This is a genomic window from Acinetobacter sp. YH12070 (assembly GCF_013419625.1).
GTDB classification, from domain to species: Bacteria; Pseudomonadota; Gammaproteobacteria; order Pseudomonadales; family Moraxellaceae; genus Acinetobacter; species Acinetobacter amyesii.
Genome location: NZ_VOZT01000016.1, coordinates 1 through 11,919, shown reverse-complemented (window position 1 = coordinate 11,919; position 11,919 = coordinate 1). Strand labels below are relative to the sequence as shown.

Annotated in this window: 12 protein-coding genes; 7 read left to right on the top strand and 5 right to left on the bottom strand. The window is 42.6% G+C overall.

The window, feature by feature from the left end:
• Positions 1-113: 113 nt before the first annotated feature.
• The 4 genes from FTU17_RS06515 to truA all read left to right on the top strand — a co-directional run bounded on the left by FTU17_RS06515 (position 114) and on the right by truA (position 4,735).
• Complete coding sequence (locus FTU17_RS06515; protein ID WP_180134951.1) at positions 114-1,538, top strand: hypothetical protein; 1,425 nt, start codon at positions 114-116, stop codon at positions 1,536-1,538.
• A gap of 75 nt (positions 1,539-1,613) precedes the next feature.
• Positions 1,614-2,909 (top strand): fimbrial protein FimV, encoded by a 1,296-nt coding sequence (locus FTU17_RS06510; protein ID WP_180134950.1) that lies wholly within the window; start codon positions 1,614-1,616, stop codon positions 2,907-2,909.
• A 49-nt stretch (positions 2,910-2,958) separates the two neighbouring features.
• A complete protein-coding gene (locus FTU17_RS06505) occupies positions 2,959-3,921 on the top strand; it encodes an asparaginase domain-containing protein (RefSeq protein WP_180134972.1) in 963 nt (320 codons plus the stop codon).
• Between the two features lie 16 nt (positions 3,922-3,937).
• A complete protein-coding gene (gene truA / locus FTU17_RS06500; protein WP_078189716.1) occupies positions 3,938-4,735 on the top strand; it encodes a tRNA pseudouridine(38-40) synthase TruA in 798 nt (265 codons plus the stop codon).
• A gap of 129 nt (positions 4,736-4,864) precedes the next feature.
• Here truA and FTU17_RS06495 read toward each other — a convergent pair whose 3' ends face one another.
• On the bottom strand, positions 4,865-5,872 hold the full coding sequence (locus tag FTU17_RS06495) for an AraC family transcriptional regulator (protein ID WP_078189717.1): 1,008 nt from the start codon (positions 5,870-5,872) through the stop codon (positions 4,865-4,867).
• Between the two features lie 231 nt (positions 5,873-6,103).
• On the opposite strand from FTU17_RS06495, the gene infA reads away from it, so the two are divergent.
• The 3 genes from infA to FTU17_RS06480 all read left to right on the top strand — a co-directional run bounded on the left by infA (position 6,104) and on the right by FTU17_RS06480 (position 7,415).
• Entirely contained in the window at positions 6,104-6,325 is a 222-nt protein-coding gene (infA, locus tag FTU17_RS06490) for a translation initiation factor IF-1 (protein WP_001284370.1), read from the top strand.
• Positions 6,326-6,632: 307 nt separating this feature from the next.
• A complete protein-coding gene (locus tag FTU17_RS17475; RefSeq protein WP_257227368.1) occupies positions 6,633-6,854 on the top strand; it encodes a hypothetical protein in 222 nt (73 codons plus the stop codon).
• 114 nt (positions 6,855-6,968) lie between these two features.
• A complete protein-coding gene (locus FTU17_RS06480) occupies positions 6,969-7,415 on the top strand; it encodes a hypothetical protein (RefSeq protein ID WP_257222549.1) in 447 nt (148 codons plus the stop codon).
• 74 nt (positions 7,416-7,489) lie between these two features.
• Here FTU17_RS06480 and leuB read toward each other — a convergent pair whose 3' ends face one another.
• The 4 genes from leuB to leuC form a co-directional block, all read right to left on the bottom strand.
• The gene (leuB, locus tag FTU17_RS06475) at positions 7,490-8,569 is read right to left on the bottom strand and encodes a 3-isopropylmalate dehydrogenase (RefSeq protein WP_078192754.1); all 1,080 of its coding nucleotides are present in this window, start codon (positions 8,567-8,569) and stop codon (positions 7,490-7,492) included.
• Between the two features lie 41 nt (positions 8,570-8,610).
• Positions 8,611-9,174 (bottom strand): hypothetical protein, encoded by a 564-nt coding sequence (locus FTU17_RS06470; protein ID WP_168377913.1) that lies wholly within the window; start codon positions 9,172-9,174, stop codon positions 8,611-8,613.
• Positions 9,175-9,283: 109 nt separating this feature from the next.
• Positions 9,284-9,934 (bottom strand): 3-isopropylmalate dehydratase small subunit, encoded by a 651-nt coding sequence (gene leuD, locus FTU17_RS06465; RefSeq protein WP_078189721.1) that lies wholly within the window; start codon positions 9,932-9,934, stop codon positions 9,284-9,286.
• A 24-nt stretch (positions 9,935-9,958) separates the two neighbouring features.
• Positions 9,959-11,407 (bottom strand): 3-isopropylmalate dehydratase large subunit, encoded by a 1,449-nt coding sequence (gene leuC, locus FTU17_RS06460; RefSeq protein WP_180010169.1) that lies wholly within the window; start codon positions 11,405-11,407, stop codon positions 9,959-9,961.
• Positions 11,408-11,919 lie beyond the last annotated feature (512 nt).

Below are 11,919 nucleotides of genomic sequence, written 5' to 3'. Positions count from 1 at the left end.
TCACAATTGATCGGCTTTTTTATGTAACTGTCGTGTAAATATTTTACAATTCTTCGACAACTCGCTAATCTATAATTTTCGCCATGCGACATATATTCGAGCTAAAGATTAAGATGACCGTATATAACAAATTAAAGATCGCCATTTTAGCCGTTATTGCATCTCAAAACATTCAAGCGATCAGCATTGATCCTGTACAAGTCCAGTCAGCACCCGGGGAATTGCTGTACGCTGAGATTCATTTTCGCCACTCAAATACATCTGTGCCGCTCAATGCAAGTTTAGCCACGGCAGAGGATTTATTGAGTATGGGTACAGGGCATCAACCACCGGGGCATTTAAACTTCTTCACGCGTCGTGATGGTGCGGGCAATGGGGTAATTACCATTACCTCTTCGCGTCCAGTGACCGAGGCTGAGCTTAATTTTATTGTCAATATTAAAGAAGGTAATGCTTCACGCCTGCAACAAATTCGTACCCCATTAAAACGCAATCCAGCGCCGTCGAATGCGACTCAAACCCGTGCCAATGAGCGTGCTTTAGCACCTGTTGTGATCGTAAATGAAAAAGAAATTGCCTTAAATTTACCTGTCAGCACCCTCTACACCGCAAAAGCACCTGTAGCTGCAGAACAACCCTTATTACTCAGCACCAAAACACCGCCGAAGTTAGCACAATTAGCAACGTCAACGCCTGTTGCGATTGAACCTGTCACGCATGTGCAAAATTATAGCGTTGCACCTGCGGAGCAAAATAGCGCAAGTACATCATCTGGTTCTGAAACATCAATTTCGCAAGTTACAAAAACCAATTCGACCGGTTCTGTCAGTTCAGAAATGCAAGCTGCAACAGCATCAACTGCAAGATCTCAAGACCCATTGGCACAAAAATTTGCTGCGGAACAGGCAGCACAGAAACGTGAAAATCCAACAACGACAGCTCAAACAACATCTACACCAAAACCAACAAGTACTGCAGCTGCATCGACAGCAACACCAGCGGCAAAATATGTGGTTCGCTCGAATGAAAGCCTTTGGGGGATTGCCTCACGTATTGCGACAGAACAAAACCGCCCTGTTTCTGAAGTCATGCAACAGATTAAAAACAGTAACGAACATGCATTCATTCAAGGCGATGTCAACCGTCTGCGCCGTGGTGCTGCCTTAAATCTGCATGGTATGCAGCAAGCAAAACAGCCTGTCAAAGTCTCTGCTACAGAACTTACCAAAGTGCCTTCGAAGCAGTCAGGCAAAACCAAATACCGCTTAAATCAAGCTGAAATGAGTCTGGTTGCAGAGAAAGCGCAAGATTCAGCACAATCTTCTGCCAACAGTGCAGCAGAAAAGAATAAAACTTCGAAAGAGTTGTCATTAAAAGTTATGACATCTCGTGAAAAAACCGTTAAATTACAGAGAAACGTAACTCAATTAGAATTGGCGCTAAATCAAAAGGATCACAGAATTCAATTATTAAATGCTCGTCTTGCCCAATTGCAACAACAGTTGAAAGCTCAACAAGCAGATAAAAGAAGCCAATAAACTAAAACGTTACCAATCAAGATTTTATAGGGATGAGTGCAACTGTATATCGCTCTATCTCCAAGGGGTTAAAACATGCTGATTTATGTGATTCCATTAGTGATCTTAGTGATCGTATTGGTTTTTTTAAACAAACGCCAAAAAGGTCAAGAATCAGATAAAGCCAAACCAACATCCACTAAAACCAAGAAAACGGGTGTTTCGGCCAAAGCGACTCCGAAGAAAACTCAAGTGGTTGAAAGCAGTGTCATTGAAAAAAAATCAATGACGCCGTTAACGACCGATGCTCGTGGTAAAATTGAAAAATTAATTGCGGAACGTAATTTCTTTTCTGCTGAAGCGCAAATTAATCAATCATTAAAACGTGACAACTCACAACATGAGTTGTATCTATATCTATTAGATATTCACATTTTACAAAAAGACGAATTTGCCATCAGCCAATTGCTGAGCCATATTCGTTCACTTGAACTCGATGAAATTTTAGAACAAGCTGAAGCAAAAAAAGTAGAGTTTGACAATTCACATGTTGATGAAGATATTGCGATTCATCATTCTTCTACATCATCAACTCCTAAAATTGCAAACAATACCTCAGATTTTGATGCGCTCATGAATTCAGCGCCAACTAAACCAATCTCTGAAGAACAAAAGCCTCTAGATTTTAATTTCACCACTGAAACGCCTGCAAAAGCAGACATTTCTACCCCAGTTGAAAGTGCGCCTGCTGAAAAAATACAGCCGCTTGAATTTGACACGCTTTCAATTTCACCAGAACCTGCACTTGAAGCGATACCGAAAACCGAAGAGATTGCTCAGCCATCTCCTGCCGTTGAAGAAATCAAACCAATTGATTTTGCAATGGACTTTGCCCCAAGCACTGAAGCTGCGGCTGAAACTAAAACAGAAACTGTAGAAGAAAAAATCGAGCCTTTAGATTTTTCATTTACAACAGAAACACCAGCTGTAGAAGAAAACAAAGTTGAAGCTCCAACCTTAAACTTTGACTTAGGTGCTTTTGAAACAGCAAAAACAGAAGAAGCGGTTGTCGCTCCTGCAACTGAGTTTAACTTAGAGTCTACGCCTGAAGAGAAACCTGCCGTACCTGCATCAAGTGGTGTGAGTTTTGACATTAGCGGTTTAGGCACACCGTCAACCCCATCTGCTACAGACCAAAACGATCCATTGGTTCAATCTTTCCCTGAACTGGTTGAAGTCAATGAAATTGAATTGAATCTTGAATTGGCAGCGCAATACATCAAACTAGGTGCTTATGACGCTGCACGTGAAATTTTGACTGAAAAAGAGGCTGAGTTTTCTTCAGCTCAGCGTCAACAAGCAGATCAGTTACTGAATCAAATCGCATCTTAAACTAAAGCGATTTAAACTAAAGCAGTCTTTCAAGGCTGCTTTTTTTATGATGAAAAAAATTGCTCTTATTTATATGGGTGGTACTTTCGGTTGTATCGGTGAACCTTTAAGCCCCATGCCAGCGAATGTGTTTTTACCTAAATTACAGCATGTGCTGCCACTACACCTAAACATTGAATGTTTTGTCGCACCTGTCATTCGTGACAGTAGTGCTTGTACTGCACCCGACTGGTTGGCGCTGATTCAGCAAATCCAAAGCTTGCAATTACAACAATTTCAGCATTTCGTAATTATTCATGGCACAGACACGCTTAGCTATGCCAGCGCAGTACTTGCACACTTTATGGCACAGTCTGCTCATATCGTGCTTACAGGCAGCCAATATCCGCTGTTTAATGTGGCTGGTGACAACACCCGTGAATTTACCGATGCCATCGACAATTTAAATTTTGCATTGGAATCGGTACATCAATCGAGTGTTGGGGTTTATTTGGCCTTTCATCATCAACTGATGCATGCTCAATCCGCACTAAAAGTACATACAACCGATCTGAAAGCCTTTGATGGGCTGCCAGCCACACAGCCACTTTCAATGCTGACATCGCCTTATATTGTTCAAGTCAATGATTTAGACAAAGCGGCTCATTTCAATTGCCTGAATTGGATGTGGCAACCGATAACAACTGATCTACACAGTCAAAATTTAGCCGCCCTGCTTACACACACGCCAGATGTTTTAATTCTGCAAGGTTTTGGCACAGGCAATATTGCCGTTGATGCTGAGTTACTCAATGTATTAAAGGCTATACAACAAAAAAATTGCAAAATTATTTTAAGTACACAGGTTGTTCATGGCGGTATAGATCAGCGCTATGCTGTCAGTGACTGGGTCAAAGATAGTGGAATATTACTGAGCAATTGTTTGGGTCATGCAGATCTTTATGCCAAATGTTTGAAAATGTATTTACAATACGGCAGTGCCGCAGACTGGACTGCGCATTGGAACGATTAAGTCATTTGAGGTAACTATGCAACGTTTTGCGATTGGGATTGAGTTTTGTGGCATGCAATACAAGGGCTGGCAAACTCAGCAACCGGGCGTACCAAGCGTGCAAGAAACCATTGAAACCGTCCTCAGCAAAGTGGCCAATGAGCCAATCATGTTGCACGGCGCTGGCCGAACAGATGCCGGCGTCCATGCAACCAATATGGTGGCACATTTCGATACTCAGGCGATTCGTCCCATTCGTGGATGGTTAATGGGCAGCAATAGCCAATTACCCCGTGATATTTCCATCCAATGGATTAAGGAAATGGATCAGGACTTCCATGCCCGCTTTAAGGCGCAAGCGCGTCGATATCGCTATGTGGTCTATAACAATCCACAGCGCCCAGCTTTACTGCACAAACAAGTGACTCATGTTTATGCCAAGCTAGATGTGCTGAAAATGCAACGTGCCGCGGCCAAATTTGAAGGCACTCATAATTTCGAAAGCTTCCGTGCCGCAGCGTGTCAGTCCAATCAGCCCGTTCGTCATGTCAGTCATTGTCGCTTGATCCAACACGGATGTTACTTGGTCCTAGATATTCAGGCCGATGGTTTTTTACATCACATGGTGCGTAACATCATGGGCTGTTTATTGGAAATTGGGCAAGGTATGTATGACGTTGACCATATTGACGACATTTTTGCGGCTGAAGACCGAAAAGCAGCTGGTGTCACCGCACCGCCCGATGGGCTGTATTTTATCCATGCAGACTATCCAGCACAGTTTGAACTTCCTCAAGTTCCGCTGGGACCTCATTGGTTAAATATGCCTGAATAAAAAATTCCTCCCAACCTCCCTTTCACAGAGGGATGAGTGTCATTTTCGCCATTGCTAGGTTCTAAAAATGAAAGTACCCCTTTCAAAGGAGGGATTCTGTTTAGGGAAGGATTTTATCGAAGATCAACCTTAACGCTGCTTCCGCTTACGGTATTCCACAGGCGTTTCATTGGTCCAGCGTTTAAATGCGCGATAGAACGTACTTGGCTCAGAAAAACCCGTTAAGTAAACAATGCGCTCCACACTTTCATTGGTATTGGCCAATAATTTTTTAGCCAAACGACAGCGATAGTCTGACAAAATTTGCTGAAAACTGGTATTGGCTTCTGACAACTGAGTCCGTAAACGACGTGGGGTAATGTTGAGCTGTGCAGCGACCGTTTCGAGTGTGGTTTCACCACTTTCAAGCGTTGAACCAATAGCACGGCGAACTTCACCAACCAAATCATAACGCGCCAACTCCTGAAGTTTTTCAATCGCTAACTGCTCATGCAATTGTAATAACTCAGGTTCTGCCTGCCACAATTGATACTCTAAAATAGCCGGATCAAAATACAATCGGGTTTCTTTTTGCCCTAAGCTCACAGGGCATTCATAAACACGGAAATACTCATCATCTGGCGCGCCCTGACTAAAGTTAAAGTCGATATAAATCGGCTGAAAACGCCCTTCAGTAATAAACTTAAAGAAACGCAAAACACCGGACATCGCGCATTCAGAAAAATGACGATTCACGATATTTTCTGCCCAAGGCTGATGACCATTGGTCAAATAGCAGCGGTCATCTTCTATCACCAATTGCGCATGAAAGGCATCGCTGATTAAGCGTTGATACGCCAAAGCCCGCTTTAAACCTTCACCAAAATTCTCAGATGATATAAATAAGTGTTCAATCACCTGCCCTCGATATAAAGGCAAATGCTCTCCCAGATGCAAACCAATGTCAGGATCCTTACTGACTTCTTCTGCAGCCACCCAGAATGCAAATTGCGCATTCAATGGGGTACGGTCATTGGTTTCAACCTGATTTAATGCCACACCCGCTTTTGTTAAAATTTCTTCTGTTGGCAATCCGGCACGACGAATCGCTTGATACCCTAAACGCAACACAACAGATGCATCAGTTAGCTGACCCACTCCAGAACCTTCCTTGTATGTACTTCATTTATACCTAAAAAGATTGATTTTAGATTAACTGCGATTGACCAAACTGACAACAGTTACTGCACATTTTTTGTTGAAAATATTTAACTGAATTGTTCGCTTATTTTACTGACAGTCGATCAGTTCAAAGCCTTTTACGGCTTGTATTCTGAAAAAAAATTGACTATAATTTGCGCCTTGCTAATTTATTCATTCAGGTAGGCTATGGCCAATAAAGAGGAACTCATCGAGTTCGAAGGCGTTGTCACCGAGACGCTTCCTAATACTATGTTCCGTGTACGTTTAGAAAACGGTCATGAAGTGATTGCTCACATCTCTGGCAAAATGCGTAAACACTATATCCGTATTTTGACTGGCGACAGTGTTAAAGTAGAAATGACACCTTATGATTTGACTAAGGGTCGTATCACTTACCGTGCGCGCTAAGTTTTAGCGAAGCGAAAAAGCCACTTTATAAGTGGCTTTTTTTTGTATCTATTTCAATGCAATGATAAAAATTGACTGCAAATTTGCTTTCCTTTACAGTCTAAAAACATAAAAATTCGATTAAAAAATTTAAAATATAAGGATATAAAATCATATGAAACATCTAGGATTAGTCGGTGCTGTCTTTTGAGTTGCTTGTGCCACGACAGGCCAAAAGCAACTCAATCAATCCCTACAACACGATATTGGACAGCCAGCTGATCAAGTTCGTAAAGAGCTCAACTTAAGTCAATTGGGCTACAAAGTGATGGGAGCACTAGTACAAAGCAATGAAAAACTTAGCTATACGATTGTACGCTCGATGCCAATCCCAATAGGTACACCAAATATCGGCACCAGTATAGCCATGGGCGCACCGATCCCAACGCCTTCTAAAGGTGGAATCACTGTCGATATGGAATGTAAAATCGAGTTCAAATTACGCAACCAAATCGTTGAATCCATTGACTATGTCAGTAAAGCTTGTTGATCCTGTATTTGAATACTAGAGGCTAATCCTGCTCGGATGACCGTGTATCAAATGACTACAGTGTTATACAGACCAATCTGACTAAACTGAATTTATTTCGTGAGGAGCTGATCCATGAAATTTATTTTGGAACATCAGGTTTACGAAGATCACCATTTTATTCACTCCACATTGAGCATGGGTTGCGTTCTAAGCATTGTGTTATTGGCTGGCTGTACCACGACTTCAACTCTCTCATCCGTTGAACGTGAACGCTATTTAGCCTCATTTATTGGTCAATCGAGCCAAACGATTCAAGCAGAACTCGACCTCAGCAAACTGGGCTATCAAAGGACTTCTCCCGTGGAGGTCAGTTCGGACTACCTCCTTTATCGTGTCGCACGCCCGATTAGTATTCCTTTACCGATGGCGGAAAATCCTGCGATGGGCATGGGCAGCGGCGCTGCTGTGCCGATTCCCAGTGGAAATACACGCTATGAGGTTGAGTTAAACTGCCTTATTCAATTTCGCATAAAGCATAATATTGCAACTGATGTCCGATTAACTGGTCGCACCTGTTAGTGCATCAATTCTAGGATTGATAATTTGTAGGCACAAAAAAACGCAGCATAAACGCTGCGTTTTTTGATTCGCCATTAGTTCAATGCAGAAACTACAGCTTGACCCATTTCAACAGTACCGACTTGAGTACTGCCTTCTGACATGATGTCACCTGTACGTAAGCCTTGATCTAAGACATTACCTACAGCATCTTCAATTGCTTTTGCCGCCGCTTCTTCACGGAAGGTATAACGTAGCATCATAGCAACAGACAGAATTGTTGCTAATGGGTTCGCAATGTTTTGACCTGCGATGTCTGGTGCTGAACCGTGGCAAGGTTCATACATACCTTTACCATTTTCATCTAAAGAAGCCGATGGCAGCATGCCGATAGAACCGGTTAACATCGCCGCTTCATCAGACAAGATATCGCCGAACAAGTTACCTGTCACGATTACATCAAACTGTTTTGGCGCACGGACCAATTGCATGGCAGCATTGTCAACGTACATATGAGACAAGTTAATTTCAGGATACTGCTCTTCTTTTAACGCAGTTACGGTTTGTTTCCAAAGCTCAGTCACTTCTAGCACGTTGGCTTTATCCACTGAACACACTTTACCACCACGTAAGTTCGCCATTTCAAAAGCAACTTTGGCAATACGCTTGATTTCAGATTCTGCATATACGTCAGTATTGAAACCTTGTTTTTCACCGTTTTCGAGTTCACGAATACCACGTGGTTGACCGAAATAGATCCCGCCAGTTAACTCACGTACGATCAAGATATCCAAACCTGCTACGATTTCAGGTTTTAAGCTCGACGCATCTGCAAGCTGCGGATAAAGAATTGCTGGACGTAAATTGGCAAATAAATTTAATTCTGAACGAATTTTTAATAGGCCACGTTCTGGACGAATTGAACGCTCAATGGTATCCCACTTAGGACCACCCACTGCACCCAATAAAATCGCATCAGCAGTCTTCGCTTGTGCTGCTGTTACTTCTGGATAAGGTGAACCGTGCGCGTCGATCGCTGCACCACCTAAAAGACCTTGTTCCCAAGTCAAACCTAAGTTGAATTTTTCGTTTACACGTGTCAGCACTTGTTCAGCCGCTTTCACGATTTCAGGACCAATACCATCACCTGGTAAAATCAAAATATGTTTTGACATGAGTCTTTCCATTTATACGCTGGCTTGATTACCAGTCGGATTTAAAGTTTCTTTTCTACAAACTCACCAAGTCCTGTGAGGACATTGTAGGGTCGGCAGAAACGTCGAATCGTTTTTGCACCTTGCTTTAAGTCTACACAGAGCGGATCAGGCGCAGATTTATCTAGTAAACTGCCTGTGTTTTTTGAACGCTCACGGTACATTTTAAAGGTGTACTCGTGTTTGGACCTAAAGTTGTGAATGACATGCAAGCGCTCTGCTTTTTCCTGAGAAATTGGATAATAGCGAATCACGACTTCATGCTGACCTGAAGGTACAGACAAATACAAAGGATTAGGCTCAGACAATGAACGACCATTCAACCGTACAATGCCTGCTTTAATCGCAGCACGTTGTACATGTTGATTATTTGGATCAACCACCTGTATTTGATCAAAACGCTCAAATTCACAATGCGCTGTACCTGCACAGTAAATCAGAGCATTATTTTTTGTACTTTCAGTTTCTTTCACATTTTTAATGCGTGCCGTGTCAAAGCTTTGACAGGCAGAGAGCGTTGCGAACAGCGCTCCCGTTACAACCAGCTGACCGAAGAACTTTTTCATTTTTCGAACCCAACCTGATAAATTCTGGCTAACGTATAAATTTTGTTTCGCCTGATATTAGCAAGACTTAAGCCGACTGACTACTAAGAAGTTCTACAGTGACACTGACTTAAGCTTTAATTTCTGCAAATACCCAAGGGCGAGATGCTTTGGTTTTTTCTTCATAAGCGCGAATATCATCGGCTGCTTGTAAGGTTAAACCGATATCATCCAAGCCATTCAATAGGCAGTGTTTACGGAATGGATCGACTTCAAATGTAAATGCTTCACCACTCGGTGTACGTACTTCTTGCGCAGCCAAATCAATGGTTAATTGATAGCCTTCAGATGCAGCACATTCTTTAAATAACTGATCTACGATCTCTTCAGACAAGATCACTGGCAACATGCCATTTTTAAAGCTGTTATTAAAGAAAATATCCGCATAGCTTGGTGCAATGACAGTACGGAAACCATATTCTTCTAATGCCCAAGGCGCATGCTCACGGCTCGAACCACAACCAAAGTTTGCACGAGAGATCAAAATCGACGCACCTTGATAACGCGGTTTGTTCAATTCGAAATCGGGGTTAATCGGACGTTTTGAAATGTCCTGACCTAAATAGCCTTCATCCAAATAGCGCAACTCATCAAATAAGTTGGCTCCGAAGCCTGTACGCTTAATAGATTTCAAAAACTGTTTTGGAATAATTAAATCTGTATCAACATTGGCACGGTCTAATGGTGCAACGATACCTTGTTCAACGGTATATTTTTTCATGCGATTTGCTCCTATTAGCCCTGATTAGAAGGTACGAACGTCAACGAAGTGACCTGCAATTGCCGCAGCTGCTGCCATTGCTGGACTCACCAAATGCGTACGACCACCATTACCTTGACGACCTTCGAAGTTACGGTTAGACGTTGATGCACAGTGCTCACCCGGTTGCAACTTGTCAGCATTCATTGCCAAACACATTGAGCAACCCGGCTCACGCCATTCAAAGCCTGCTTCAATTAAGATTTTATCTAAGCCTTCTGCTTCTGCTTGTGCTTTAACTAAACCTGAACCCGGAACCACCATGGCTTGTTTAATCGATGCCGCCACTTTTTTGCCTTTGGCCACTTCAGCCGCTGCACGAATATCTTCGATGCGTGAGTTGGTACATGAACCAATGAATACACGGTCTAATTGGATATCTGCCAAAGCTTGACCCGCTTCTAAGCCCATATAGTTGTATGCACGTGTCCAGTCATTACGCTGTACGTCATCTTTGGCTTGTTCTAAAGTTGGCACTGCTTGAGATACAGGAATCACCATCTCAGGAGAAGTCCCCCAAGACACTTGTGGCTCAATATCTTCACCTTGCAATACCACAACAGTATCAAAATGCGCACCTTCATCAGACACTAAAGTATTCCAATACTCTACTGCAGCGTCCCACTGTTCGCCCTTCGGTGCATACGGACGGTCTTTCACATAGGCAATGGTTTTGTCATCGACAGCCACCATACCCACGCGCGCGCCACCTTCGATCGCCATGTTACATACCGTCATACGACCTTCGATCGACATATCACGGAACACTTGACCACCAAATTCAATCGCGTGACCTGTACCACCCGCCGTACCGATTTTTCCGATAATCGCTAAAACCACGTCTTTAGGAGTTACGCCTTGACCCAATTGACCATCAACACGCACCAACATATTCTTCATTTTCTTTTGAACTAAGCATTGAGTCGCCAATACGTGTTCAACTTCCGATGTGCCGATACCATGAGCCAAGCAACCAAATGCACCATGCGTTGCAGTATGTGAGTCACCACATACCACGGTCATACCGGGCAAGGTTAAACCTTGTTCAGGCCCCACCACGTGCGCAATACCTTGACGTACATCGTTGATGTCAAACTGGGCAACATCAAAAGTTTTACAGTTGTCATCTAAAGTTTGCACTTGGATACGTGAGGTATCATCTTCAATACCTGCAATACCTTCAGCACGCTCCTTAGTAGACGTAGGTACGTTATGGTCTGGCGTTGCAACATTAGCGCTTAAACGCCACGGTTTACGACCTGCAAGTTGTAGCCCTTCAAAGGCTTGTGGAGAAGTCACTTCATGCAATAAATGACGGTCGATATACAATAATGAAGAGCCATCATCTCGCTGTTTTACTAGATGGTCATCCCACAATTTGTCATACAAGGTTTTTTTTATTTGGGTTTCCGCTTTTTGGGTTTCGCCTGCCATGTCGATTTGCTCCACTGGACTGGGTAAATTCTTTCGTTAAATCGATTATAACCACGTATTCACATAAATCTAATTTATCATTTTTATTAGTTTAAAAACTTATAGGAATGATATTTAACTGCTGATTTCCGCTACATTTTAAAGACCATTAATGCGTTTAAAACACGCTCACTTCAATACTTTCAGCAGATGAAACTTTAGAATTTTCTCCGACTTTTTTGTTCACTGTCTGCCATTATTTAAACAGTAATTTAAAAATTCAATGATCATAAATCGAATTTTCTCTTTTACATTGCAAATAAGAATCATTATTATTAAATCATTGCCAAGATTTATCAATTTAACAAGGAGCTTTTTCATGGCACACATTAACAAGTTCGTCGAAGTGCGACACGAAGTCGCTTAATGAAGTTGTTCCCCCTGCGGGAACCACCCGTGTCACCGGGTGAATCTAGAAGGCTGAATAAAGAGCGCCTTCGACAATGTAACGAGGCACCGCAAGGTGCGGGGTA

What these genes read in the sequence shown, in the direction of transcription:
- leuC (WP_180010169.1), bottom strand. Translation starts at nt 11,407, where the DNA reads ATGGCAGGCGAAACCCAAAAAGCGGAAACCCAAATAAAAAAAACCTTG.
- FTU17_RS17475 (WP_257227368.1), top strand. Translation starts at nt 6,633, where the DNA reads ATGGGAGCACTAGTACAAAGCAATGAAAAACTTAGCTATACGATTGTA.
- infA (WP_001284370.1), top strand. Translation starts at nt 6,104, where the DNA reads ATGGCCAATAAAGAGGAACTCATCGAGTTCGAAGGCGTTGTCACCGAG.
- FTU17_RS06480 (WP_257222549.1), top strand. Translation starts at nt 6,969, where the DNA reads ATGAAATTTATTTTGGAACATCAGGTTTACGAAGATCACCATTTTATT.
- leuB (WP_078192754.1), bottom strand. Translation starts at nt 8,569, where the DNA reads ATGTCAAAACATATTTTGATTTTACCAGGTGATGGTATTGGTCCTGAA.
- leuD (WP_078189721.1), bottom strand. Translation starts at nt 9,934, where the DNA reads ATGAAAAAATATACCGTTGAACAAGGTATCGTTGCACCATTAGACCGT.
- FTU17_RS06515 (WP_180134951.1), top strand. Translation starts at nt 114, where the DNA reads ATGACCGTATATAACAAATTAAAGATCGCCATTTTAGCCGTTATTGCA.
- truA (WP_078189716.1), top strand. Translation starts at nt 3,938, where the DNA reads ATGCAACGTTTTGCGATTGGGATTGAGTTTTGTGGCATGCAATACAAG.
- FTU17_RS06510 (WP_180134950.1), top strand. Translation starts at nt 1,614, where the DNA reads ATGCTGATTTATGTGATTCCATTAGTGATCTTAGTGATCGTATTGGTT.
- FTU17_RS06505 (WP_180134972.1), top strand. Translation starts at nt 2,959, where the DNA reads ATGAAAAAAATTGCTCTTATTTATATGGGTGGTACTTTCGGTTGTATC.
- FTU17_RS06470 (WP_168377913.1), bottom strand. Translation starts at nt 9,174, where the DNA reads ATGAAAAAGTTCTTCGGTCAGCTGGTTGTAACGGGAGCGCTGTTCGCA.